21 protein-coding genes and 1 tRNA gene are annotated in these 23252 nt (G+C 67.0%); 6 read left to right on the top strand and 16 right to left on the bottom strand.

The features are described 5' to 3' along the window. Nucleotides 1-103: 103 nt before the first annotated feature. The 4 genes from H289_RS0113310 to H289_RS0113295 all read right to left on the bottom strand — a co-directional run bounded on the left by H289_RS0113310 (nucleotide 104) and on the right by H289_RS0113295 (nucleotide 3764). Nucleotides 104-1021, bottom strand: a complete 918-nt coding sequence (locus tag H289_RS0113310; RefSeq protein WP_020101295.1) for an alpha/beta fold hydrolase — start codon at nucleotides 1019-1021, stop codon at nucleotides 104-106. Between the two features lie 311 nt (nucleotides 1022-1332). After that, nucleotides 1333-1713 carry a 50S ribosomal protein L7/L12 gene (gene rplL, locus H289_RS0113305; RefSeq protein ID WP_036420492.1) on the bottom strand — a complete coding sequence of 127 codons (381 nt, stop codon included), beginning with the start codon at nucleotides 1711-1713 and terminating at the stop codon, nucleotides 1333-1335. 658 nt (nucleotides 1714-2371) lie between these two features. Further along, nucleotides 2372-3340: a hypothetical protein gene (locus tag H289_RS33010; RefSeq protein WP_155944127.1), complete on the bottom strand. Its 969-nt coding sequence runs from the start codon at nucleotides 3338-3340 to the stop codon at nucleotides 2372-2374. 341 nt (nucleotides 3341-3681) lie between these two features. Next, nucleotides 3682-3764, bottom strand: a tRNA-Tyr gene (locus tag H289_RS0113295). A 114-nt stretch (nucleotides 3765-3878) separates the two neighbouring features. Between H289_RS0113295 and H289_RS0113290 the strand changes: the two genes are divergently transcribed. Beyond that, nucleotides 3879-4370 carry a YajQ family cyclic di-GMP-binding protein gene (locus H289_RS0113290; protein ID WP_020101292.1) on the top strand — a complete coding sequence of 164 codons (492 nt, stop codon included), beginning with the start codon at nucleotides 3879-3881 and terminating at the stop codon, nucleotides 4368-4370. Between the two features lie 3 nt (nucleotides 4371-4373). On the opposite strand, the gene H289_RS0113285 is transcribed toward H289_RS0113290, so the two are convergent. Together H289_RS0113285 and H289_RS0113280 are read right to left on the bottom strand one after the other, a co-directional pair. After that, nucleotides 4374-4859: a lipoprotein LppJ family protein gene (locus H289_RS0113285; RefSeq protein ID WP_020101291.1), complete on the bottom strand. Its 486-nt coding sequence runs from the start codon at nucleotides 4857-4859 to the stop codon at nucleotides 4374-4376. A gap of 58 nt (nucleotides 4860-4917) precedes the next feature. After that, a complete protein-coding gene (locus H289_RS0113280; RefSeq protein WP_020101290.1) occupies nucleotides 4918-6765 on the bottom strand; it encodes an alpha/beta hydrolase in 1848 nt (615 codons plus the stop codon). A gap of 144 nt (nucleotides 6766-6909) precedes the next feature. On the opposite strand from H289_RS0113280, the gene H289_RS0113275 reads away from it, so the two are divergent. Further along, nucleotides 6910-7935, top strand: a complete 1026-nt coding sequence (locus H289_RS0113275) for an NAD(P)H-dependent glycerol-3-phosphate dehydrogenase (RefSeq protein ID WP_020101289.1) — start codon at nucleotides 6910-6912, stop codon at nucleotides 7933-7935. Between the two features lie 18 nt (nucleotides 7936-7953). On the opposite strand, the gene H289_RS0113270 is transcribed toward H289_RS0113275, so the two are convergent. The 4 genes from H289_RS0113270 to H289_RS0113255 form a co-directional block, all read right to left on the bottom strand. After that, entirely contained in the window at nucleotides 7954-8511 is a 558-nt protein-coding gene (locus H289_RS0113270; protein WP_155944126.1) for a hypothetical protein, read from the bottom strand. 49 nt (nucleotides 8512-8560) lie between these two features. Beyond that, nucleotides 8561-8857 carry a hypothetical protein gene (locus tag H289_RS30465; protein ID WP_020101287.1) on the bottom strand — a complete coding sequence of 99 codons (297 nt, stop codon included), beginning with the start codon at nucleotides 8855-8857 and terminating at the stop codon, nucleotides 8561-8563. 139 nt (nucleotides 8858-8996) lie between these two features. Further along, entirely contained in the window at nucleotides 8997-10568 is a 1572-nt protein-coding gene (locus H289_RS30460; protein ID WP_051128479.1) for a sensor histidine kinase, read from the bottom strand. 19 nt (nucleotides 10569-10587) lie between these two features. Further along, entirely contained in the window at nucleotides 10588-11370 is a 783-nt protein-coding gene (locus tag H289_RS0113255; protein WP_029105185.1) for a response regulator transcription factor, read from the bottom strand. Between the two features lie 465 nt (nucleotides 11371-11835). Between H289_RS0113255 and H289_RS0113250 the strand changes: the two genes are divergently transcribed. Continuing rightward, on the top strand, nucleotides 11836-14013 hold the full coding sequence (locus H289_RS0113250) for a SulP family inorganic anion transporter (RefSeq protein ID WP_020101284.1): 2178 nt from the start codon (nucleotides 11836-11838) through the stop codon (nucleotides 14011-14013). A gap of 146 nt (nucleotides 14014-14159) precedes the next feature. Here the strand turns inward: H289_RS0113250 and H289_RS0113245 are convergent, their stop codons facing one another. Next, nucleotides 14160-14753 carry a helix-turn-helix domain-containing protein gene (locus tag H289_RS0113245; RefSeq protein ID WP_020101283.1) on the bottom strand — a complete coding sequence of 198 codons (594 nt, stop codon included), beginning with the start codon at nucleotides 14751-14753 and terminating at the stop codon, nucleotides 14160-14162. A gap of 116 nt (nucleotides 14754-14869) precedes the next feature. Here H289_RS0113245 and H289_RS0113240 point away from each other — a divergent pair, with 116 nt between their 5' ends. Next, complete coding sequence (locus H289_RS0113240; RefSeq protein ID WP_081633402.1) at nucleotides 14870-16015, top strand: Zn-dependent alcohol dehydrogenase; 1146 nt, start codon at nucleotides 14870-14872, stop codon at nucleotides 16013-16015. An 18-nt stretch (nucleotides 16016-16033) separates the two neighbouring features. Further along, entirely contained in the window at nucleotides 16034-17473 is a 1440-nt protein-coding gene (locus H289_RS0113235; protein ID WP_020101281.1) for an APC family permease, read from the top strand. 53 nt (nucleotides 17474-17526) lie between these two features. On the opposite strand, the gene H289_RS0113230 is transcribed toward H289_RS0113235, so the two are convergent. The 3 genes from H289_RS0113230 to grcC1 all read right to left on the bottom strand — a co-directional run bounded on the left by H289_RS0113230 (nucleotide 17527) and on the right by grcC1 (nucleotide 20587). Continuing rightward, nucleotides 17527-18243, bottom strand: coding sequence for a DUF1326 domain-containing protein (locus tag H289_RS0113230; protein ID WP_020101280.1), 717 nt, complete (start codon nucleotides 18241-18243; stop codon nucleotides 17527-17529). A 388-nt stretch (nucleotides 18244-18631) separates the two neighbouring features. After that, nucleotides 18632-19495 (bottom strand): zinc metalloprotease HtpX, encoded by an 864-nt coding sequence (gene htpX, locus H289_RS0113225; protein ID WP_020101279.1) that lies wholly within the window; start codon nucleotides 19493-19495, stop codon nucleotides 18632-18634. 84 nt (nucleotides 19496-19579) lie between these two features. After that, on the bottom strand, nucleotides 19580-20587 hold the full coding sequence (grcC1, locus tag H289_RS0113220; RefSeq protein ID WP_029105181.1) for a nonaprenyl/(2E,6E)-farnesyl/geranylgeranyl diphosphat synthase: 1008 nt from the start codon (nucleotides 20585-20587) through the stop codon (nucleotides 19580-19582). A gap of 21 nt (nucleotides 20588-20608) precedes the next feature. On the opposite strand from grcC1, the gene menJ reads away from it, so the two are divergent. Continuing rightward, nucleotides 20609-21829, top strand: a complete 1221-nt coding sequence (gene menJ / locus H289_RS0113215; RefSeq protein ID WP_020101277.1) for a menaquinone reductase MenJ — start codon at nucleotides 20609-20611, stop codon at nucleotides 21827-21829. Here menJ and H289_RS0113210 read toward each other — a convergent pair. Then, the gene (locus H289_RS0113210) at nucleotides 21822-22880 is read right to left on the bottom strand and encodes an alpha/beta hydrolase (RefSeq protein ID WP_029105180.1); all 1059 of its coding nucleotides are present in this window, start codon (nucleotides 22878-22880) and stop codon (nucleotides 21822-21824) included. The genes menJ and H289_RS0113210 overlap by 8 nt on opposite strands. 79 nt (nucleotides 22881-22959) lie before the next feature. Continuing rightward, complete coding sequence (ppnP, locus tag H289_RS0113205) at nucleotides 22960-23244, bottom strand: pyrimidine/purine nucleoside phosphorylase (RefSeq protein WP_020101275.1); 285 nt, start codon at nucleotides 23242-23244, stop codon at nucleotides 22960-22962. Nucleotides 23245-23252: the final 8 nt, after the last annotated feature.

Raw genomic sequence — 23252 nt, 5'->3', positions numbered from 1 at the left:
GTGACGTTAACCCGTCAGCGGCGTTCCGAACCGTCGAGCGTGGGCCTTTGCGCGGAAATCCGGCCGGATCTCCGCGTCATCCCCCACGCTCGGCCTGCGCGAACTAGGCCGGGCTGCCGATGAACTCGATGCCGGCGTTGATCGCCGGGCGATGCCGCAACATCCGGTAGTGCGCCAGCTTTCCGAGGCCCTTGGTGGTGAGCAGCTCGGAGCCGGGCCACGACGCGGCGAGCTTCTCGCTCGACGAGTACGGGCTGTCGGGATCGTCGGGGTCGTGGATGAGCAGCAGCGGCGGGTGGCCTGCCCGCGCCGCGAGGTTGACCATGTTGGTCTCTTCCAGCGACATCCCGATCCGGCGGACCAGCCGGCGCTGCAGGCCCGCCCGGATCCGGGGGCCGAAGTTGTGGCGGGCGGCGAACAGGTCCAGGTACATCGGGTAGTCGCCCATCGGCGCGAGCAGCACCAACCGGCCGACTTTGGCGCCGTTCACCGCGGCGGCCATGGTGGTCGCGTTGGCGCCGAGCGAGTGGGCGACGACCGCGTGCGCCGGCCCGTGCTCGCGGATGACGGCCGCGACGGCGTCGGCACATTCGATGGCGGTGGTGCGTCCCGGCGCGAGCGCGCCCGGGTCGGACTCGTTGTGGCTGGGCAGGTCGAAGGCGATCACCCGGTAGCCGGCGGTCACCAAAGGTTTGATGAACATGCCCAGGTGCGGACGGCGCCCGCCCCAGCCGTGCACGAGGTACACCGGCGGCCCGTCGCCCCAGGATTCCCCGGCGATGCGGTGCCCGTCCCAGTGCGCTTCCAGCGGTGTGCCGGGCTGGACACCGGGCGGCATGCGCAGGCTCTGCTCGATGATCGGCGGGGTACACCACAGCTCGGTGGCCCACCGGGATCCGATGGGCGGGGCGAATCGTTCGAGCAGGGCGAACTGCATGCGAATCTTCGGGTCGACCGGTGGTTGCACGCCGGAGCCCTCGACGTCGAGGACGACGGCATGATCAGAAGACGACTCGACCATGCGTCGGATCCTAACGACCGCCTCGAGTTCACAAAGCCTCGGGAGATTGCCGGCTAACCGTTGGCGAGTTGCGCCCTACACCTAGTAGCCCGTTCTGACTCTGGCATTCGGTCGAGCGTTCACGTCCTTGCAGAACCAAGTGCTGACGGCCTCAACTCCGGAGCTCTCCTGATCGAGCTCTACGACGAAGCCCCCCGTGAACTCACATCGCGCGGACAGTGCGCGGTTCATTGCAAAATTGTCTGCCTCAGACTTGGCCGCGAACGCATAAGCAATCGCATCGAGACCTCGCCGGGCACCAGACAGTTCCGCTACTTGACTACGACCGTCGCTCCGGCGGCCTCGAGCTTTGCCTTCACATCGTCAGCGGCCTCCTTCGAGACCTTCTCCAGCAGCGGCTTGGGGGCGCCGTCGACCAGGTCCTTGGCTTCCTTCAGGCCCAGGCCCGAAACGATCTCGCGGACGACCTTGATGACGCCGATCTTCTTGTCGCCGGCACCCTCGAGGATGACGTCGAACTCGGACTGCTCTTCGCCGGCCTCAGCGGCGGCGGGAGCAGCACCAGCGGCGGCAACGGCGACCGGAGCGGCGGCGGTGACATTGAAGGTCTCCTCGAACTGCTTCACGAACTCCGAGAGCTCCAGCAGGGTCATTTCCTTGAACGTTTGCATAACCGGCAGGCGGTGACTCATCCGTAGTTCGCTGGCCCCGGCAACTAGAAAAACTCTGCACCAATCCTCACCGACTGCGCTTGCCCACGATGGCAGTCGATCCGGCGCTGCGTCAGGCGTGTGACTCAGCGCGAGAAAGACAAGTGGTCCAACAACAGGACCCAAAGTCGACTCAAACCACTCCACCCTGTCCGAATCGCTTGCTGCTGCAAGCCAAGGTTTCAGCTCCGCCGCAAGATCAGCGTCCTCGCGTTCGTACGCGAGATGGCGCCCGACGGCGAGAATCGCTATGGAACCGGGATCTAGCGTCGCGAGTGAGCCGGGGTACCGGGTTTCGTGGCGTTCTAGTGCAAGCCGCCACTCGCTCGTCTGCCGTAAACGATCGACGACAGACAAGTCGATCTTCGGTGCAGCGACACGCCGAAAATCTGAGCGAAGTTGATCGAGGAACAGCTTCGCAGTCGTAACTGGGTTCGTTCGAATACCAGAATCATCGGAATCGCCGCCCGGCAAAAGTGGTAGCGAAAATCGATCGAGTCGATCTAGTTGATTTTTCAGATCGGCGGCCGCCATCGACAAAAGTGGAGCTAACGTGCGCCATTCCTCCACCGGGTCGAGATACTCACTCGGCAGATAGTCGTGGTCGGCGTAGGGCCGACGAGGCGGCCTACCCGGCGTGCTACTTGGCGTCATCAGCAAGTCCCATGATAGTGGCCAAAACCTCGTCGAGCTGCGGCAACCGTTTCTGCAGCATCTCAAGTTGGTGTCCATCTGGTTGCCCGGCCTTGTTGATCAAGGCGTCCGTCACGACGCGAAGAACCAAGACTCGCTCGTCAAGACCCATCGCACGCATCGTGGAGGCAATGCCGAACGTCTCCATGTCAATCAGAATCGGGCCCGAGATCTCATCCTTGCAATGTGCGAGCGCCTGTCCGTAACTCCATTCGCCCTGTTGATAGACGTGCCCGCTGGCATCGCTCCAGCTTGACGTGGGCGGCACAGCCGCCGGTGGAATCTTGATCACCTTGTCGGTGGCCAAGACGAATGCCTCTCTGATGTCAAGAAACATCAAAGGGCCGGCAGCGCTCACTGACCCAGCGGGAAGCGCGATAGAGCTTAGCGGTGGCTGATCGCCCGGATCAGTTCGTACGATCCACTTGTTTTTCAGCCTCACAGACTCATTCACCGCGTTACAGCTTGTCTCTTCCGATGCCGGCATCACCTGCTCGGCTGGAATGCTCGCGACTGATCCCCCAACGGGGGCAGTGCCGTTCGTCACAGATCCCAGCGATAGATATGCGACACGCGATACACGAAATACCTCGCCGACGAATTTCGAATCGATAGCCCCACAACAACCGTAAAAGATGTACCAATCTGCCAATTTGTCGCGCGCCCCAAGCCCGCTGTACGCGGCTCTCGCCAATTCCGCTGCAGCGGTCACATTGCCTTGCGCACGTAAAGGCCTGTGCTCGAGTTGAACCACTCTCCCGCCAGGAAGGGCGCGGGTGATCACACGGCTGCCGTAGCGCACCTTCCACGGAGTTGAGCCATCCGTACCCGGTTCGAAGTAGGAAGCCAGCAGTGATTCAACTGCCGTCGCCTCGGTATCAGTGAATGTGAAAATCACTACGTCGAGGTCTGCCACTGCGACATCGTAAGCAAACAGCCACCCGTATCCACCGCAAATTGATGGGCAAGGCCGCAGGTGACATCCCTTGCGGTTCCCATGCCGAAATCCTGTCGGACGCCTGCCAACGCGATCTCGAAAACGAATGAGCGGCCTCCTGGGTCCATCTACGCACGCCGCCGCTCTTCCAACCACAGACAAGACACGCTGCGTCTCGCAGTCCGCGCACACGTGGACGGGTGAAAGGAAAGTCCGGAGACACGATCCGCATACGCGATACCTCGTTCGCCGTCAGCTCAGTGTGCGGGCATCGACCGCAGAAACACGTCAGGCCCCCTCGAAAGGGGGCCTGATCAGTGTGGCAGGTACAGGATTCGAACCTGTGTAGGCTTCCGCCGACGGATTTACAGTCCGCTCCCATTGGCCGCTCGGGCAACCTGCCGGGTTGTCGCCGTCCGGGGGTACCGGGTTTGGCGCGAGTAGCAGAGTACAACGAAGATGTACCGAACACGAAAACGGGACCCCGACCAGGGGCGCAGATACGGAGGGCAATCCAATGGCGGATTCATCGTTCGACATCGTCAGCAAGGTCGACCGACAGGAGGTCGACAACGCCCTCAACCAGGCCGCCAAAGAACTGTCCACCCGCTTCGACTTCCGCGGCACCGACACCACCATCGCCTGGAAGGGCGATGAGGTCATCGAACTGGTCTCCTCGACCGAGGAGCGCGTGAAGGCCGCGGTCGACGTGTTCAAGGAGAAGCTGGTCCGGCGCGACATCTCGATGAAGGCGTTCGACGCCGGCGATCCGCAGCCCAGTGGCAAGACCTACCGGGTGTCGGGCACGCTGCAGCAGGGCATCAGCAGCGAGCAGGCCAAGAAGATCACCAAGATCATCCGAGACGAGGGCCCCAAGGGCGTCAAGGCGCAGATTCAGGGCGACGAGATCCGGGTGTCCAGCAAGAAGCGCGACGACCTGCAGGCCGTCATCGCCCTGCTGAAGGGCGCCGACCTGGACGTGGCGCTGCAGTTCGTCAACTACCGGTAGCGCTCACGAGTCGTTGTTCAACTGGTCGGTGAGGTCGCGGCCGACGGTGCCACCGTCGTCGCGGTGGTTGGTCATGTCGCGGCACTCGCCGTAGATCGTGATGGCCAGGCGGCTGGGGGCACGCGCCACGCCGCCCATCACCACCATGACGCCACCCTGGTGGATCACGGTGCCGTACAACGTCTTTCCGGGTGGAGCACCCTCGCTCCACCCGGCGGCGATCATGGCGTCGGCGACCTGCCGGGCGTACGCGTCCGCCGTGACGCCGGGCGGCAGCACCGAACTCATCTCCAGGTAACCCCGGTACGGCGGCGACCCGACGTCGTCACAGGACTGGAAGTGACCGCCGCCCGAGACGTCTTCCAGCCGGGCCACTTTCCGGAGCTGCCGGCCGGTGCCGACGACCTGCGCCATGGCCTGGTCGGGCGTCATCGAGTTGGACTGCTTGTCGGCACTGTGACCAGAACCGAAGTGCGGCAAGGGAATCACGCCACATCCTCCTAACATCACCGAACACAGGGCTGCCGCAACGACTGTGCGGCATCGACTACTTGTAATCATGGTCCCTCGTCACTGTGTTGCCGGGACGGTCTGCCTCCGGGTCGTCGATCGCGGGCACACCGGGAACCGGGATGTCCACGTGCGGCACCGGTAGGTCGATGCCGAATGGCAGGTCGATGTGGTCCGGGGTCGAGATGACGGGCTTGTCGCGCTCGGCCGCCAGCAGCCCGTCGGTCGCCAGTCTCTCCGAGTGGCCACTGGCGATGTCGGTCATCGCGCGCAGCGACTCGCTACCCATGTCGTAGTAGCGCGAATGGTCACCGAACGCCCAGCTCTCCTGCCCGGCGACCTCGGCACGGAACCTGGTGGCGCCGAAACCATCTGCCGCCGGGTCGGAGCCCAGACCGGCGACGGGCCCGACGGGATATCCGAGTTCGGAATTGATCCACTGCGCCGCGGCGGGCCCGGGCGAACCCAGCCAGGTGACGGGGTCGGTCGACGCCGCCCCCACGTACACCTGGCCGCCGTTGACGTGAAAGTCGGCCGCGCTCTTGGCGAGATCGGTTCCCGGACTACCGATGAGGACGACGTCGTTGGCCCTCATCCCGCTGCCCGCGCAGGCGTCGGCGACGGTGGTCGACCCGTAGGAGTGGCCGATCACCGTCACGTGCGACGTGCCCAGATGCGTTGCCGACAAACCGTTTACGTCGGCGGCCAACAGGTCACCGCCCTGCCGGGCCAGTGTGGGGTTGGCGATGCGGGGGTCGGAGAAAGCGTCGGGCGCGTCGTAACCCATCCACATCATCACCGCGGTCGAGCGACCGGGATCGGCCCGCGCGGCCTGCTCGTACATCTTGATCGCGTCGTCGTGGCCGTCGGCGAGCCAGCCGTCACGCACACTGCTGCCGGTGCCGGGCACGATCACCGTCGTGTTGGTGGCGGTGTCGGGATTGCCGATGCAGATCGCCGCCCGCCCCTGGCCGTTGTCCGCCTCGGGCTGGTAGCCCCACAGCATGACCGGCCGCGGCGTCTTCGGGTCGTCGCCCCGCTGGTGTGCCAGCCCCTCGCTGGTCCGCCTGGCGTTGTAGAACCGCGTGGCATCGGTCTGGGTGAGGCCGTAGCGCGCCGGGTCCTTGAGCACGTCGTCCTCGGAGACGTGGTTGCGGTTCGCGACATCTCGAACACGGTTGAGGTCGTCATTCATGACCTGCTGGTTGACCTGGTCGCGGACCGTCGCACCGATGCCGTTGAGATTGCCCAACTCCGGCGGGTGACGCGCGATCAACGCCTGGCGCTGTTCGGGGGTCAGCGAGCTCCACCACTTGGCGACGTCCTCTGGCTTGGTGTCCGGGGACGGAATCTGGATCGGCTGCCCGTCGACGGTGACCTGCGGGCCGGGCTTGGGGCCGGTGGCGGCCGCGTCGATCGCCGCGGCCGCTGCCGCATCGGCGACGTCGAAGGTCTGCAGCAGGCCCTGGATCGCCGTGGTCATCCCCGCGGCCCATTCCTTCAGCTGCGACAGCTGCCCGATCAGCCACTGCTGCGGCGTCACGACGCCGTCGTCGGACACACCGAAACCGAATTTCATTGCGGTGTCGACCAATTCGAGTAGCGTCGTGCGCACCGCGCCGAGCTGCTGACCCCCTTCGGTCAGTGCCTTCGCCAGCTTGTCCAACCGGGAGCGGTAGGCCTCCTGGTCGTCGATCAGCTGTCGCGCCTTGGCGGCCGCGGCATCTGCCGCCGCACCATGCCAGTTCGCTTTCAAGTTGGCCAGCTGGCCGCGTTCGACGCCGATGACGATCTCCAACGCGGCAGACGTGGCCCGTACGTCATCGGCGGCGTCGAGCATCGTCGCGGGCTTGGCCGCCCGCACGCGTGACACCGTCACCGTCACTACTGCCGCACCCCCTCGGCGATCGCTCCTTCGATCGTCGCACAGCTCGCGGGCACCAACCGACACAACCTTCAATTCGCACCACCGACCGGACACTCCTCGAATCCCGTCACTCCGCTCGCCCACGCGACATAACCTGTCGCCATGGCATCAGCGCAGCGCGTACCGACCGTCGTCGTTCTCGGTGGCGGGTCCTGGGGCACCACGGTGGCCTCGATCTGCGCGCGCCGGGGCCCGACGCTGCAGTGGGTACGGTCCGCGGAGACCGCGGCCGACATCAACGAAAAGCATTGCAACAGCCGCTATCTGGGCGACGCGGTGGCACTTCCCGAATCATTGCGGGCGACCACCGACTTCTCCGAGGCGGCCAACAGCGCCGACGTCATCGTGATGGGGGTGCCGTCGCACGGGTTCCGCAACGTGCTGGGCGAGCTGGCCAAGGAACTGCGACCGTGGGTCCCGGTGGTGTCGTTGGTCAAGGGCCTGGAGCAGGGCACCAACATGCGCATGAGCCAGATCGTCGACGAGGTACTGCCCGGGCACCCGGCCGGTATCCTCGCCGGTCCCAACATCGCCCGCGAGGTCGCCGAGGGTTACGCCGCCGCCGCGGTCCTCGCGATGCCGGACCAGCACCTCGCCGCGAATCTCGCGGGGCTGTTCCGCACCCGGCGTTTCCGTACCTACACCACCGACGACGTGATCGGTGTCGAGATGGCCGGGGCGCTCAAGAACGTGTACGCCATCTCCGTCGGCATGGGCTACTCCCTGGGCATCGGCGAGAACACCCGCGCAATGGTCATGGCGCGCGCCGTGGCCGAGATGTCCAAGCTCGGCGTGGCGATGGGCGGCAACCGTGACACGTTCGCGGGCCTGGCCGGCATGGGCGACCTGATCGTCACCTGTACCAGCCAACGCAGCCGCAACCGGCACGTCGGCGAGCAGCTGGGCCAGGGCAAGACCGTCGACGAGATCATCGCCTCGATGAACCAGGTCGCCGAGGGCGTCAAGGCCGCCAGCGTGATCATGGAGTTCGCCGAGACGCACGGGCTGAGCATGCCGATCGCCCGCGAGGTGGACCGGGTGATCAACCACGGCTGCACCGTCGAAGACGCCTACGCCGGCCTCATGCTCGAGAAGCCCGGGCACGAAGTCCACGGCGCGGGGTTCTGACCTCCGACCACGCGGTGGTCAGTTGAAGTACGGGTTGCGGTCTTTCGGCCTGTCCAGCAACGGATTCGACTCGTTGACGATGAAGCTGCCGGACGGGCTGACCACGAAGCCGGACTGGTCGAAGCTGTTGACGCACGCCGTCATGGTGCCGTCGGTCCCGCATGTGATGTTGCGGTAGGTGATCCGGGAACCGCCAGGGAGTGTCTGCACCGCGCCCGGCATCTCGCCGACGTACTTCGGCCCGTTCAGGGTGTTGAACGCCGGCGCGCCGACCTGCTGGCCGACGACCACGTTGGTGCCCTCCGGGGCGCCCGGCATCGGGCCGCTACAGCCGTACTCGCCTTCGTTGCGGCGCATGATGCACGTCAGACCGCCGGGGGCCTGGAACATGTAGAACGTGCCGTCCTTACTGGCGTAGGTCGACGGGGTGACAGGCTTGAATCCGTTGAGGTTCGGCGCGGCGGGTCCCGGTGGCGGGGGCACCGGCTCCGGCGGCGGAGCTGCCGCGGCAACACCCGGAACCAACGAGATCGCCCCGGCGGCCACGACCGCACCGATCAGGATTCTGCTCAACACCCGTTCAGCGTAGAACCCAATGACCACGCCTCGCAGCGTCAGCCGCAAATCACTTGCAGCCGAGGTCGACGTAGACCGTGGTGTTCTGGCCGCGCAGCTTGCCCTCCTGGCTCGACAGCTCGCGCCCGTGCCGGACCGCGGTGACGGTGCAATCGTCGATGGATCCGCTGCCGACGCGCGACTCGATGACCCGGAAGCCCTCGCTCTGCAGCCGGTGGATCGTCTGCGTGGCGGACTCCCCCGGCGCCGGCGGCACCACTGGCCGCGCCGCGGCCGGGGCGGCCGCCGCGACCAGCAGGGCCAGAACGATTCCGGTTCCGGCCGAGATCTTGGTGGAATTCTTCATGGTTTTTCCCTTTCCGCATCCAGCGCCGACAGCGCTGGATCAATAACTTCGACGGTAGTCGCGAAAAAGGGAGAGAAGCGAATTCTCAGGCCGAACCCATACGGATATCCGCATGAATCATGTCGAATTCAGGCGAAATTCAAACAGTCGACTCAGATACGTGCGGGTTGTGCGACTCACTCACCGTCACGTACTCCCCGACTTCCCGGTCCATCGGCAGCCGCACCCGGAAAACCGTTCCCGCAGTGTTTGATTCGACCTTCACGCGGCCACCGTGCGCTTTGACGATCGTCGACACGATCGCCAGGCCCAGCCCCGTGCTGCCGAGCACGCGAGAACGCGATTTGTCGGCGACCACAAATCTGTCGAACAAATTCGGCAACAATTCTTCCGGAATTCCCGGACCGTCATCGGCGACCGTCAATTCCACATATCCGGGACCCGGTGTCAGGCTGGTCGTGACCGATACTCCGGCCGGCGTGTGGACACGCGCGTTGGCCAACAGGTTGCCGATCACCTGATGCAACCGGGCCGGGTCACCGCGGACCCACACCGGCACATCGGGCAGACGCGAGCGCCAGCGGTGCGCGGGCGACGACACCGCGGCGTCGTTGACGGCATTGATCACCACGTCGCACAGCTCGACGTCGTCGGTCTCGAGGTCCTGATGCTCCTCGAGACGCGAGATCAGCAGCAGGTCCTCGACGAGGCCGGACATCCGCTGCGCCTCGGCCTCGATACGGGCCAGCGCGTATTCGGTGGTCTCGGGCAGTGCGGCGCTGTCCTGGCGGGTCAGTTCGGCGTAGCCGCGGATGGCGGCCAGCGGTGTCCGCAACTCGTGGCTGGCGTCGGTGAGGAACTGCCGCGTGCGACGGTGCGAGGCGGCAAGCTCGGCCAGCGCGCTGTCGACGTTGTCCAGCAGCTTGTTGAGCGTGTCCCCCACGATGCCGACCTCGGTGCGCGGGTCGGTGTCCTCCGGCCGGACCCGTTCGGTGATGCGGTGGTCCTCGCTGCCGAACTGGCGGGTCGCCACCTTCGCGGCCGTCGAGGCCACGCGGCTCAGCGGCCGCAGCGCATAGTTCACCACCGCGATGGTGCCGACCGCGGTCAGCGCGATGGCCAGCAGCGTCATGACCGCGACCGCGACGGTCTTGCGCGCCACCACACTGTTGGCGTCTTCCATGGACACGCCCGAGACCAGCACGTCACCGCCACCGGCGTCCTGTCCCGCCATGCGGTACCAGCCGAGTCGCGGCAGCTTCACCGTCCGCGGCCCGAGGTTGGTCCACTGCTGCCCACTGACGGCCTTGACGACATCGGGCTGGACGGGCTTCGGTTCGCCGTCGGGGAACACCGCCGACTGCACGACGACGCCCTTGTGCAGCACCGCGATGAGATTTCCGGGCGCCTGGCCGCCGAAGGCCGTCAGGCCGTCTTCTCCGGCGTCGATCGGGTGGGCCGGATCGCCGCGCTTGATCTCCAACCGGTCATAGGAGTGGCCGAGGGCGTCCAGCGAGCGCTCGAGTTCCGCATCGCTCATCGCCGACACGTAGCTGTGCAGGCTGTACACCGACAGCACCCCGACCGCCAGCAGCACCACGGTGACCAGGGACGTGACGCCGAACACGAGGCGTCGGCGCAGGGTGCGCGGACGCCACCACGGCGCCCGAACCGGGGTACGGGCAGGTACTCGAGTCGGTACCCGGGTCACACGCGTCACCTCGGGCAGGTTAGTCCTCCGCGTCGGCGGGGCGCAGCATGTAGCCCACGCCACGCACCGTGTGGATCATCGGCTCGCGATCGGTGTCGATCTTCTTGCGCAGATACGAGATGTAGAGGTCGACGATGCTCGACTTGCCGCCGAATCCGTAGTTCCACACCCGGTCGAGAATCTCCGCGCGGGCGATGGCCCGTCGCGGGTTACGCATCAGGTAGCGGAGCAGTTCGAACTCGGTGACGGTCAGGGAGATCGGCTCACCGGCGCGGGTCACCTCGCGGCTGGCGCCGTTGAGGACCATGTCGCCGACCTTGAGCACCTCGTCGGACTCCGGGGCGAGCTGGCTGGACCGGCGCAGCAGTCCACGCAGCCGGGCCACCAGCTCTTCGAGGCTGAACGGCTTGGTCATGTAGTCGTCGGCGCCGGCGGTCAGTCCCGTGACGCGGTCCATCACGGAGTCCCGCGCCGTGAGGAAGAGTGTCGGGGTGTAGCCCTCGGCCGCACGCACGCGCTGGAGCAACTGCAGGCCGTCGGTGTCGGGCAGCATGATGTCCAGCACGACGATGTCCGGTTCCATCTCGCCGAACTTGGCGACCGCATCGCGGCCGTTGTGCGCAACCTCGACGACCCAGCCTTCGTAGTGCAGCGCCATCTTGACCAGGTTGGTCAGCGCCGGCTCGTCATCGACCAGCAACACCCTGATGGGGGATCCGTCGGCCCGTTCCATGCGCGGCAGCTGGCCGAGCACGGCGGCCCGGGGGTGACGCTCTCGTGGTGGTACCGACATCGTTGTCATTCTTCCATTGTGTTGAGAACACAGAAAATTGTCACTGCGTTCATACCGAGTTCAAATATTAGTCCCTACATATGACTCACGTCACTTACGTGGACCGATGTGATGTACGAGAGTCGTTGCAATACAGTCAATTTGACCGGTCGGACCACCAATCCCGAGCATACCGACCGAATCGATTCGAACCGGTATCCCAGGTTGGCGAATCGATCAACCCTCTGGCACATGAAGAAGATTTGCGTTCTCTATGGGAACCCTTCCTCGCCTTGCGGCCCCGTCTGGCGATAAATACGCTCGCACTTAGCAATTGACGCCACTTATCGTCGGCGATCGTCAAATAGTTCTGAAACATGTTGTGCACCAACATGTTTAATCGACAACGGTGTCGGCGGGTGTGCGGACCGAAACTCGCGCAGCGCATCTGCACATGTGTCCATCGGACAACAATCGGAGAACGGAAACCTAGGCATGCTGGAAACCGCCCCGCCGGCAAAGGGTTTACGCGCGATACTGCGCTACGACCTGCCCGCGTCACTCGTCGTATTCCTGGTGGCACTGCCACTGTCGCTCGGCATCGCCGTCGCGTCCAACGCCCCCATCCTGGCCGGCATCATCGCCGCCATCGTCGGCGGCATCGTCGCCGGTGCGCTCGGCGGCTCGCCGCTGCAGGTGAGCGGACCGGCCGCCGGCCTGACCGTCATCGTCGCCGGACTCATCGACCAATTCGGCTGGGGCGTGACATGCGCCATCACCGTCGGCGCCGGCATCCTCCAGATTCTGTTCGGTCTGAGCCGCGTGGCCCGGGCCGCGCTGGCCATCTCGCCGGTCGTCGTGCACGCCATGCTCGCGGGCATCGGCATCACCATCGCACTGCAGCAGCTGCACGTGCTGCTGGGCGGCAAGTCCAACAGCTCCGCGTGGGAGAACATCCACGAGCTGCCGGCGCAGCTGATGAACATCCAGGGCGCCGGGTTCCTGCTCGGCATGCTCGTCATCGTCATCTTGGTGGCGTGGCGCTGGGTGCCGGCACCGATCAACCGAATCCCCGGCCCGCTCGTCGCCATCGTCGGTGTGACGGCGCTGTCGGTCCTGCTGCCGTTCGACGTCAAGCGCATTCAGATCAACGGCTCGCTGCTGGACTCGTTGTCGTTGCCGACCCTGCCCACGGGTGACTGGGGCGGCATCGTCGCCGGTGTCCTGACCGTCGCACTGATCGCCAGCGTCGAGAGCCTGCTGTCCGCCGTCTCGGTCGACCGCATGCAGAACGGCCCGCGCACCAACTTCGACCGTGAGCTGATCGGCCAGGGCGCGGCCAACACCCTCTCGGGCGCCGTCGGCGGCCTGCCCGTCACCGGCGTCATCGTCCGCAGCTCGACCAACGTCGCCGCCGGCGCCAAGACCCGAGCCTCGGCCATCCTGCACGGTGTCTGGATCCTGCTGTTCGCGGTGCCGTTCGCCGGCCTGGCTCAGCTGATCCCGACGTCGGCGCTCGCCGGTCTCCTGATCGTCATCGGCTGCCAGCTGGTCAAGAAGGCGCACATCGAAACCGCCCGTCGCACAGGCGATATCGCGGTCTACGTGATCACGGTTCTCGGCGTCGTCTTCCTCAACCTGCTCGAGGGCGTGCTGATCGGCCTCGCCCTGGCGGTGGCCCTGACGGTGTGGCGCGTGATCCGGGCCAAGATCGTCACCGAGCACATCGCGGGCAACGACTGGCGCATCGTGATCGAGGGCTCCGTCAGCTTCCTGTCGCTGCCGCGCCTGACCTCGGCACTGGCCGCGGTGCCGACCGGTTCGAACGTCACCGTCGAGCTGTCGGTGGACTTCATCGACCACGCCGCCCACGAGACCATCGACGAGTGGAAGCGCCAGCACATCGCCGGCGGCGGCTCGGTCGAAATCCACGAGCACGGCACCGCCGAGCTGCACAGCGCGACTGCCGGTCCGCCGACCCGCACGTTCACGCCGTTCGACAAGCGTTCGGGTGTCGTCCCGTGGAAGTCGCAGCCGCAGACCTCCTCCGTGATGGAGGGCCTGGAGACCTACCACCGCCGCACCGCACCCGTGCTGCGCCCGCACATGGAGGACTTGGCCCACGCCCAGAAGCCGGAGACGCTGTTCATCACCTGCGTCGACTCGCGGGTCGTGCCCAACGTCATCACCAGCAGTGGTCCGGGTGACCTGCTGACGGTCCGCAACGTCGGCAACCTGATCCCGGAGGGACGCGCCGACGCCTCGGTCGAGGCGGCCATCGCCTTCGCCGTCGAGGTCCTGGAGGTCCGGTCGATCGTGGTGTGCGGCCACTCCAGCTGCGGTGCCATGACCGCGCTGCTGGGCGGCGACCAGGGTCACGACGAGCACCTGCACACCTGGCTGGAGCACGGCGAAGCGACGTTGCGCGCCTTCGACCAAGGCCGGCACCCCGTGGCCGTCGCGGCGGCCGAGGAAGGTTTCGGCGTCGTCGACCAGCTGTCGATGGTCAACGTCGCACTGCAGGCGCAGACCCTCGCCTCGCACCCGCTGGTGCGGGCCCGGCACCGTGCCGGCAGCCTCGAGGTGATCGGGCTGTTCTATGACATCGGCACCGCGGCCGCCCTCCGGGTGACGCCGGTCAGCGTGGACCGTCTGGTCGAGGTTGCCGAGTAGTACCTGATTGATCCTGCGCCCAGGGCCGTACCCCGCGAGAGCGGCAGGCCCTGGGCGCAGTGTCGTTTCCGGGTCTATCTCGGGTCGCAGGAGTTCTCAGCCATGTCTGCGCGTCACAGCATTGGCTGAACCTGCGGGCGCGCCCCTCAGCCGCCGCGGACGGCGGCGCTGAAGTCCTCGGCCCCGACCGGCGGCGCGATCGTCCACAGCACCTCGGCGTCGCCGTCGGTCGGGTTGTACCAATCGTGGAGTTGGGTCGCCCCGAAGGTCATGCTGTCGCCGGTGTCCAGCACCGTGGTCTGCCCATCGATGGTGATGCTGAGCCCACCCTTGAGCACGTACACGAAAATCGTTCTGGCCTCGAGCCGATAAGCTCCGCCGGACCCGCCACCGGGTCGCATCACGGTATGCATCACCTGGACGTACCGCTCGGCCTTGGGGGTGAGCAGTTCCTCGCGGACGTCGTGGCCGCCCATCTCCAAGGGCGCTCCCGCGCCGCTGCGCACGATCGGCGCGGCCGGGTACTCGAAGAGATCGCCGATTCCGATGCCCAAGGCATCGCAGATCCGGATCAGCACCGGGACCGAGACGTTGGTCCTGCCCCGTTCGGCCAGGCTGAGAAAGCCTTTGGTCACCTCGGCCCTGGCCGCGGCCTCACTGAGACTCAACCCGCGCTGGGTGCGGAACTCCCGAAGCCGCGCCCCGGCACGGCCCATTCCGGTCTCCTCGCCGTCGCTCACTCAATCCCTCCCGTGCCATTGACGGCCATTCGTTTAGTGGGGTAAAACACCTTCAGCGTTTTATGGGATTGAACCCTACACGCGGTGATGCCTCCCAAAGCACAGAAAGGCACGCGGTGTCCTCATCTGAAACCGACCGCCGGCACGACAAGATACGGATCCGGGCCGCGGTGTTCGACGGCAACGGCGCCATCTCCATCGAAGACGTCGACCTGGCGGCGCCCGGCCCGGGCGAGGTCCGCGTCAAGATCGCCGCCGCCGGCGTCTGCCACTCCGACCTGCACGTCACCACGCGCGCCTGGGAGGTGCCCGCCCCCGTGGTGCTCGGCCACGAAGGCTCCGGAGTGGTCACCGCCGTCGGCTCCGGCGTCACGGATCTCGAGCCCGGCGACCACGTCGTGCTGAGCTGGGTGCCCGGCTGCGGCGAATGCCGCGCCTGTCAGGCGGACCGGCCCGCACAGTGCGCGCTGGTCGCGTCGGTCGTGGCTGCCGGCGGAACGCTTTACGACGGCACTACGCGGCTCTCCAACGAGCGCGGCACGATTCACCACTACTTGGGCGTCTCGTCCTACGCCGAAGAGGTCGTGGTCCCGCGCAGCGGTGCGGTCAAGGTACGCAAGGACGCGCCACTGGAAGACATCGCGATCGTGGGCTGCGCGATCGCCACCGGCGTCGGCGCAGTGCGCAATACCGCTGGAGTACAACCCGGTTCGACGGTCGCAGTGATCGGCTGCGGCGGCGTGGGCCTGGCCTGCGTGCAGGGAGCCCGCCTGGCCGGTGCCGCGCGCATCGTCGCGGTCGACGTCGTCGCCGAAAAGCTCGATCTGGCACGCAAGCTCGGCGCCACCGACGTGGTCGACGCGTCGAACACCGACGATGTGGTGGCGGCGCTGCGAGACGTGGTCGCGGACGGATACGACTACGTGTTCGACGCGATCGGCAAGATCGTCACCACCGAACAGGCCATCGCCGCACTCGGCCTCGGCGGCGCCGCCGTCATCGTCGGCCTGCCCCCACAGGGCGAGCGCGCGAGTTTCGACCCGCTGAGCCTCGCCGAGGGCGATCAACGCATCCTCGGTTCCAACTACGGTTCCGCGGTACCCGAGCGCGATATTCCCGCACTGGTCGACGAGGTGATGGCGGGCAATCTCGACCTCGCTTCGATGATCTCCGGCCGCCGCCCGCTCGACGAAGCCGCGGCCGCCCTCGCCGATCTCGCCGCGGGCCACGCACTGCGCCAGCTCCTCATCCCGTCCGTCTGACAAGAAACGAGAACCCCAGTGTCCGAAGACATTCAGACGGGCCCCGACGTCGCGACCGGCGATGCGGGGCTGCGGCGCGGCGTCATGGGTGGCGGCGAACTCGCCGCACAGGCCATCGCGAATATCGCGCCGAGTGCGGTCATCGCCTTCACCGCGGCCGCGATCTACACGACGGCAGGCAACGGCACCTGGGCCTCCTTCGCGCTGGCGACCGTTGTCATCCTGTCGGTCGGCTACTGCATCTCGCAGTTCGCCAAGCGCCGCTCGTCGGCGGGCTCCCTCTACAGCTACGCGGCCACGGCACTGGGCCCGTTCGGCGCCTACGTGACCGGGGTCAGCCTGCTGATCGGCTGCTTCGGTATCGCCGCCGGCTCGTTGAGTGGGTCGGTCGCCTACACCGCGACTCTGCTCAACCAGATCGGCATCCCGGTACACGGCACTGCGGCACAGATCGTGCTGGCAGTGGTGCTCGGCGCGCTGGCGACCCTGTTCACCATTCGCGGCATTCGGCTGTCGGCGCGGGTTTCCCTTGTGCTGGAACTGGTTTCGGTATCCATCATCACGTTGCTGCTGGTCGTCACCCTGGTACACCTGGGCGGCCGCGCCTTTGACGCCGCTCAGTTCGAGCTCACCGGCGTGCAGCCATCGGGCGTCGTGGTGGGCATGGTGCTGGCGATCCTCGGTTTCGTCGGCTTCTCCAGCTCGGACGCCCTGGCCCGCGAGGCCAAGGACCCCTACCGCGCGGTGCCGCGCGCGATCATGTGGAGCGCAGCCGGCGTCGGCGTGCTGTACGTGTTCGCGGCCTACACGCAGGTGGCGGCCCTCGGACCGGCACTGGGCAAATCCGCACAGCCGCTCGACGACATCGCCACCCTGGTCGGCATGCCGACGTGGTTCAATCCGATCCTCAACTTCGGCGTCGCCGCATCGTTTTTCGCCGTCGTGGTCGCACCCATGAACGTCGTCGGCCGAATCCTGTACGTGATGGGGAAGGAGGGCGTCGTCGGCTCGGCGATCGGGCGGACCCACCCCACGCACCTGACGCCACACCGAGCACTGATCTCGGTCGGTCCGCTCGTGATCGCCGTGCCGGTGGTGATGTATCTGGTCGGCGTGGACCCGATGAACGTCGTGACATGGGTCGACACCTATGGGACCTATGGCTACATGGTGGCGTACGCGGCGGCAGCGCTCGCCGCCGTGGTGTTCCTGCGCCGGGTCGGTGCCCGGGTTCCGCTGGTGTGGCCGGCTGCTGCCGTGGCCATCGTGTCGATGGCATATGTGTTCTACGCCAACGTGTATCCGGTTCCGGCGTACCCGCTCAACGTCATCCCGTGGCTGTTCATCGCGACGGTGGCCGCCGCGTTGGCGTGGTACTGGTTTCTGAGCCGCCGCTCACCCGAGGCGATCTCGGCCATCGGCACCAGCGAGGTGGAGACCCTCGAAGGGGTCGGCTGAGTAGCCTTGCCGATGACGGCCCGGGTGTGCAGCGCACACCCGGGCCGTCGCGGTCAGTTGCAGCAGCATCCGCCGGCCGCCTGCGCGCCGGAGGGGAGCTCGACGTCCGGCAGTTCGCCGTCGGGCCGCCAGTCGAACGGGAAGTGCTTGCTGGAGGCGCCGAGGTACTCGTGGGAGAAGTCGAAACCGACGGCGTCGGCCTTCTTGACCACGCCCCACGTCGCCACCTGCCCCGGCCCGACTTCCGCGCCCGGGGCGTTGACGGTCGTGACGCGACGGTTCGGATCGGCCGTCGGCCCCGTCAGCGCGTCGACGCGAACGTCGACCTTGCCCGGAATCTCCGCCCGCCAGTAGGCGAGGTCGTCAGCCGCGGCGAAGTTGATCGGCGCGTACTCGATGCCACGCAGCTCGCTGATCAGGCTGCCGAACTCCCCCGGCCAACCACCCTCGTCGCCGCGGAAAATCCGCTCGAGCGCCGCGCGCTGATCGGCGTCGGCCTTCTCGTCGATGTAGAACATCAGCTTCATGGTGGCGTCCGGGTCGCCGATCCACATGTTGCCGGCGAACTCGCCCAGGGCCACGACTCCGAGGCCACTGAGATCGGTTGTGCCGTAATGCCCTTCGTGCACCTGCCAGACGAGGGTGAACAGGCAGTCGCCGTGCGTGGGCTCCTGCGCGAAGCTGCACGGGCAGGGCAGTTTGCAGCTGCACACATCGAACCACTCGCCGCGCAGATGCCAATCGGCCTTCGGGGTTGCCGCCACCGCCATCGCTGAATCCCTTCTCTTTTGCATACCCCCTGGGGGTACCTGACGTGGACGACGTTACGCAGCGACACAACGGTTGGTCAAGTACCCCCAGGGGGTATCTTTCTATGAGTTTCGCGGGCCGGCCTCGGCGCTCCTGCGTCGACCCTGCAACCAGGGCGCGAAAGTGCGAGAGTCGACGACCCGCAGCGCAGGGTCAATGGGGAATCAGCCGCGGGTGCCGTCGACCCTGCGGCCACGGCGCAAAAGTGCGAGTAACCAAGACCCTCACCGCAGGGTCAATGGGGAATCAGCCGCGGATGCCGTTGACCCTGCAACCAGGGCGCAAAAGTGCGAGTAGCCGAGACCCTCAACGCAGGGTCAACGCAGAAGCGCGGGCAACTCCGCGGAACTACCGCCCCGCCATGCGCTCCAGGCGCGCGATGCGGTCCTCGATGGGCGGATGGGTCGAGAACAGCTTGCCGATCTTCTCGCCGGCCCGGAACGGGTTGGCGATCATCAGGTGGGCCTGGTCGGCCAGCTGCGGCTCAGGGGGCAGCGGGGCCTGCTGGACGCCGGCGCTGATCTTGCGCAGCGCGCTCGCCAGCGCCAGCGGGTCGCCCGTCAGCTCGGCGCCCGACTGGTCGGCCTGGTACTCGCGCGAGCGCGACACCGCCAGCCGGATGATCGTCGCGGCCAGCGGGCCGACGATCGAAAGCACCAGCAGGACAAAAGGATTGGGCCGGTCGTCGCGGTCGCCACCGAACATGCCGATGAAATAGGCGACGTTGACCAACGCCGTCACCACCGACGCCATGGCGCCCGCGACGCACGAAATCAGGATGTCTCGGTTGTAGACGTGCGAGAGCTCATGGCCCAGCACGGCGCGCAGCTCGCGCTCGGTGAGCAGGTTCAGGATTCCCGTGGTGCAGCACACCGCGGCGTTGCGGGGATTACGCCCCGTGGCGAAGGCGTTGGGAGCGGCGGTGTCGCTGATGTACAGCTGCGGCATGGGCTGCCGCGCCGTCGTGGCCAGCTCGCGCACGATGCGGTACATGGCCGGCGCCTGCATCTCGCTGACGGGCTGCGCGTGCATGGCCCGCAGCGCCATCTTGGCGCTGTTGAAGTAGACGTAGGCGTTCATGCCGATGGCGAACAACACCGCCAGGTACATGATGTTCTTGCCGAACAGCGAGCCGATCAGCACGATGAGCGTCGAGAAGCCCACGAGCAGCGCGAACGTCTTCGCGGTGTTCGCATGGGAATTCCACGTCATCGGCTACCTCCTCCAGCGCAGTCAAACTCACTGAATTGAACGCTCGGCAACTGGTGCCTGGTTCCAGGGTGTCCCGGCGGGAGGTCAGCCGTGGCGGTCAGCGGTGTACTCGACCAGGTTGAGCAGCGCCACCCGGCCGGGCAGATCCGGCAGATTGTCCAGTTCGGCGCGCGCGTCCGCAGCGAAGCGCTGCACGGTGCGCTTGGCCTCGACCATGCCCTGCGACGCGCGCAGCAACGCCAGCGCCTCGGCGAGATCGTCGTCGTTGTCGATGGGCTTGGCCAGCAACACCCGCAGCCGGTCGGCGTCGGGCCCGGTCTCCTGCAGCGCGTATAGCACCGGCAGGGTGTGCACGCCTTCGCGCAGGTCGGTGCCCGGCACCTTGCCCGACTCATCGGGATCGCTGTCGATGTCGATGATGTCGTCCGAGATCTGGAAGATGGTGCCGACGATGCCGCCGAGCCGGCTCAGCCGCTCGATCTGCTCTTCGTCGGAGCCCGAGAAGGTCGCACCGAACCGGCCGGACGCCTCGATCAGGCATGACGTCTTCTCGTACACGACCTTCAGGTAGTGCTCGACGGGGTCGGCACCTTCGAGGGCGCCGCGGGTCTCGCGCATCTGGCCCGTCACCAACTGGGCGAAGGTGTCGGCGATGACGCGCACCGCGTCCGGCCCCAGCCGGGACACCAGCCGCGACGCGGTGGCGAACAGGTAGTCGCCGGCCAGGATCGCGATGTTGTTGCCCCAGCGGGCATTGGCGCTGTCCGCGCCGCGTCGCACCTGGGCCTCGTCCATGACGTCGTCGTGGTACAGCGTCGCCAGGTGCACCAGCTCGATCACGGCGCCGGCGATCGCGACGTCGTTGTTGTCGGGGTCCGGCCCCAGCGACGCCGACAGCACGGTGAACAGCGGGCGGAACCGCTTGCCACCGGCCTGGAACAGGTGCTGGACCGCCTCGGCCATCAGCTCGTCGGCTTTGCCCAGCTCGGTCGACATCAGGTCTTCGATACGCGCGACCGCGTCACGAACCTGCGCGGCGAAGGCGGCGTCACCAAAGTCCACGCCCGCGACCACTGTCGCTGGTGTCTTCATGGGTCCAACATACTGGGCGGCATGGTCGTGCACGCAGATGTGGTCGTGGTCGGAGCCGGGCCGGCAGGTTCCGCCGCTGCCGCCTGGGCAGCGCGCCGGGGCCGCGACGTCCTGGTGATCGACTCCGCGCAGTTTCCCCGGGACAAGGCCTGCGGTGACGGGCTGACACCGCGGGCCATCGCGGAGCTGCGTGAGCTGGGGCTCGGCGAGTGGCTCGAGGGCCGCGTCAGCCATCACGGGCTGCGGCTGGCCGGGTTCGGCGCGCAGCGCGAGGTGCGCTGGCCCGGGCCATCGTTCCCGGCCACCAGCAGCGCCGTGCCGCGCACCGAGCTCGACGACCGGATCCGTCAGGTCGCGGCCGATTCCGGCGCGAAGATGCTGTTGGGCGTCAAGGCCGTCGGCGTGACGCACGACGCCACCGGCCGCGTCCGCACGCTGACGCTCGACGACGGCCAAGAGGTGAGCTGCACCGAACTCATCGTCGCCGACGGTGCCCGCTCGACGCTGGGCCGGGTCCTGGGGCGTGAGTGGCATCAGGAAACCGTGTACGGGGTGGCGATCCGTGCCTACATCGAGACGCCACGGCATGCCGAGCCGTGGATCACGTCGCACCTTGAGCTGCGCTCCCCCGAAGGCGAGGTGCTGCCCGGGTACGGCTGGATCTTCCCGCTGGGCAACGGCGATGTGAACATCGGCGTGGGTGCGCTGGCGACCGAGAAACGTCCGGCCGACGCCGCGCTGCGCCCGCTGCTCGCCCACTACACCAACCTGCGCCGCGACGAATGGGGCTTCGAGGGCCAGCCGCGGCTGGCCAAGTCGGCCCTGCTGCCGATGGGCGGCGCCGTGTCCGGGGTCGCGGGACCGAACTGGATGCTCGTCGGTGACGCGGCGGCATGCGTCAACCCGCTCAACGGAGAGGGCATCGACTACGGCCTGGAGACCGGCCGGCTGGCCGCCGACCTACTCGGCTCGGGTGACCTGAGCGCGGCCTGGCCCGCACTGCTGCAGCAGCACTACGCCGCCGGGTTCTCCGTGGCCCGCCGTTTGGCGATCCTGCTGACCGTGCCGAAGTTCCTGCCGCTGACGGGGCCGGTCGCGATGCGGTCGCAGTACCTGATGACGGTCGCGGTGCGGGCCATGGGCAACCTGGTGACCGAGGAGGACACCGACATGGTCGCCCGCCTCTGGCGCCGCGCCGGGCGCGGTTCGCGCCGGTTGGATCAGCGCAAGCCGTTCAGCTGACCGACCGCGCGAACCCGACGATGTCGCGGACGGTGGCGGCGAAGACGTCGGGCATGGCGCCGGCGAGCAGGATGTCACCGGCGTGGCAGGTGCCCGCGACGATGCGCCCGACGACGCTGACGCCGGCGGCGGCCAGCCTGCGGTAGTAGATCAGGCCCTCGTCGCGCAGCGGGTCGAGCTCGTTGACCGAAATGATGTGCGGCGGAAGGCCTTCCAGATCCACATCGGTGGCCACCCCGGCCCAGCAGGTGCCGTCCTGCGCGTGCTGCTGGTCCGGGTCGTAGATCGAACCCAGCAGAGCCAGTTGCAGGCAGCTGATGAAGTACCCGTCGTTCTCCCGCAGCGACGGCAGGTCGTCGGCCTCCTCCAGCCACCGGTTGGAGATGTACGGGCACTGGGCGTAGACGCCGGCGATCTCGCCGATCCAGCCTTCTCGCTTGGCTTTCAGCGCGACCGTCAGCGTCAGGTTCCCGCCGCCGGACTCTCCCGACACGATGAGGTGGCTGATCCCGAGCTCGGCCTTGTTCGCCGCCGTCCACCGCACGGCCGCGGCGCAGTCGTTGAGGCCGGCCGGGAACGGGTACGGGCCGAGGGCGCCGCCGGAGTTGCGGAACTCGACGCCGATGACGACAAGGCCTGCCGCCGCGAGGCTTTCGCGCAGCCGGACGTACTGGATGTCCGCAGCGCTGAGGATCGCCATCCCGCCGCCGTGCAGGTGCACGAGCGCAGGCAACGGGCCGGTCGCGTCGGTGGGCCGGCTGATGAACAGGGTGATCTCATTGCCGTCGACGCCGGTGATGGTCGTCGTCGTGGTGGTGACGCCCTCGGGCGCCGGGACCTGCTCTCCCAAGATCTTCAGGACGGCGCCGGTCCCCTGTTCGGCGAAGTTCGAGAACTCCACGAGCTGCGCCAGTGGCGCGTCGACCGTCAGTGGTGGTGCCGGCAGTACGCCGTCCATGCCGAACGCGGCGAGGGCCTTGACCATGCGGGGGTCAGAGCGCCGGTCGGTGCCGATGGTGCAGTCAGGGTCAGCGAGGCGTCCATAGGGCATGGCCTCATCTTGGTGCACAAAGTGAACTTGGTCGCGACTTTCCGAAAAAGTCGCGACCAAGTTCAACGTGGGCGGAAAGTTACCGGTATTCGCAGAGGTAGGCGGTCTCGACCTCGACCCGGACGCCGAACTTGCTGTCGGCGGGCACGGTGAATTGCGTTCCGGCGGCGAAGGTTTCCCACTCGTCGCTGCCGGGCAGTTTGACGGTCAGGGCGCCGGACACCACGTGCATGATCTCGAGGCTCGAGGTGCCGAATTCGTATTCGCCGACGGCCATGACGCCGACGGTCGCGGGGCCCTCGGCGGGCGCGAATGCGATCGATGCGACCTTGCCATCGAAGTACTCATTGACCTTGAACAACACATCTCCTC

Source organism: Mycobacterium sp. 360MFTsu5.1, from assembly GCF_000383495.1.
In the GTDB taxonomy this organism is placed as follows: Bacteria; Actinomycetota; Actinomycetes; order Mycobacteriales; family Mycobacteriaceae; genus Mycobacterium; species Mycobacterium mucogenicum_B.
The sequence above is the reverse complement of the archived record's forward strand: the minus strand, read 5'-3'. Positions and strand labels throughout refer to the sequence as shown.

What these genes read in the sequence shown, in the direction of transcription:
- H289_RS0113310 (WP_020101295.1), bottom strand. Translation starts at nt 1,021, where the DNA reads ATGGTCGAGTCGTCTTCTGATCATGCCGTCGTCCTCGACGTCGAGGGC.
- rplL (WP_036420492.1), bottom strand. Translation starts at nt 1,713, where the DNA reads ATGAGTCACCGCCTGCCGGTTATGCAAACGTTCAAGGAAATGACCCTG.
- H289_RS0113290 (WP_020101292.1), top strand. Translation starts at nt 3,879, where the DNA reads ATGGCGGATTCATCGTTCGACATCGTCAGCAAGGTCGACCGACAGGAG.
- H289_RS0113275 (WP_020101289.1), top strand. Translation starts at nt 6,910, where the DNA reads ATGGCATCAGCGCAGCGCGTACCGACCGTCGTCGTTCTCGGTGGCGGG.
- H289_RS30465 (WP_020101287.1), bottom strand. Translation starts at nt 8,857, where the DNA reads ATGAAGAATTCCACCAAGATCTCGGCCGGAACCGGAATCGTTCTGGCC.
- H289_RS0113255 (WP_029105185.1), bottom strand. Translation starts at nt 11,370, where the DNA reads ATGACAACGATGTCGGTACCACCACGAGAGCGTCACCCCCGGGCCGCC.
- H289_RS0113250 (WP_020101284.1), top strand. Translation starts at nt 11,836, where the DNA reads ATGCTGGAAACCGCCCCGCCGGCAAAGGGTTTACGCGCGATACTGCGC.
- H289_RS0113230 (WP_020101280.1), bottom strand. Translation starts at nt 18,243, where the DNA reads ATGGCGGTGGCGGCAACCCCGAAGGCCGATTGGCATCTGCGCGGCGAG.
- htpX (WP_020101279.1), bottom strand. Translation starts at nt 19,495, where the DNA reads ATGACGTGGAATTCCCATGCGAACACCGCGAAGACGTTCGCGCTGCTC.
- grcC1 (WP_029105181.1), bottom strand. Translation starts at nt 20,587, where the DNA reads ATGAAGACACCAGCGACAGTGGTCGCGGGCGTGGACTTTGGTGACGCC.
- menJ (WP_020101277.1), top strand. Translation starts at nt 20,609, where the DNA reads ATGGTCGTGCACGCAGATGTGGTCGTGGTCGGAGCCGGGCCGGCAGGT.
- H289_RS0113210 (WP_029105180.1), bottom strand. Translation starts at nt 22,880, where the DNA reads ATGCCCTATGGACGCCTCGCTGACCCTGACTGCACCATCGGCACCGAC.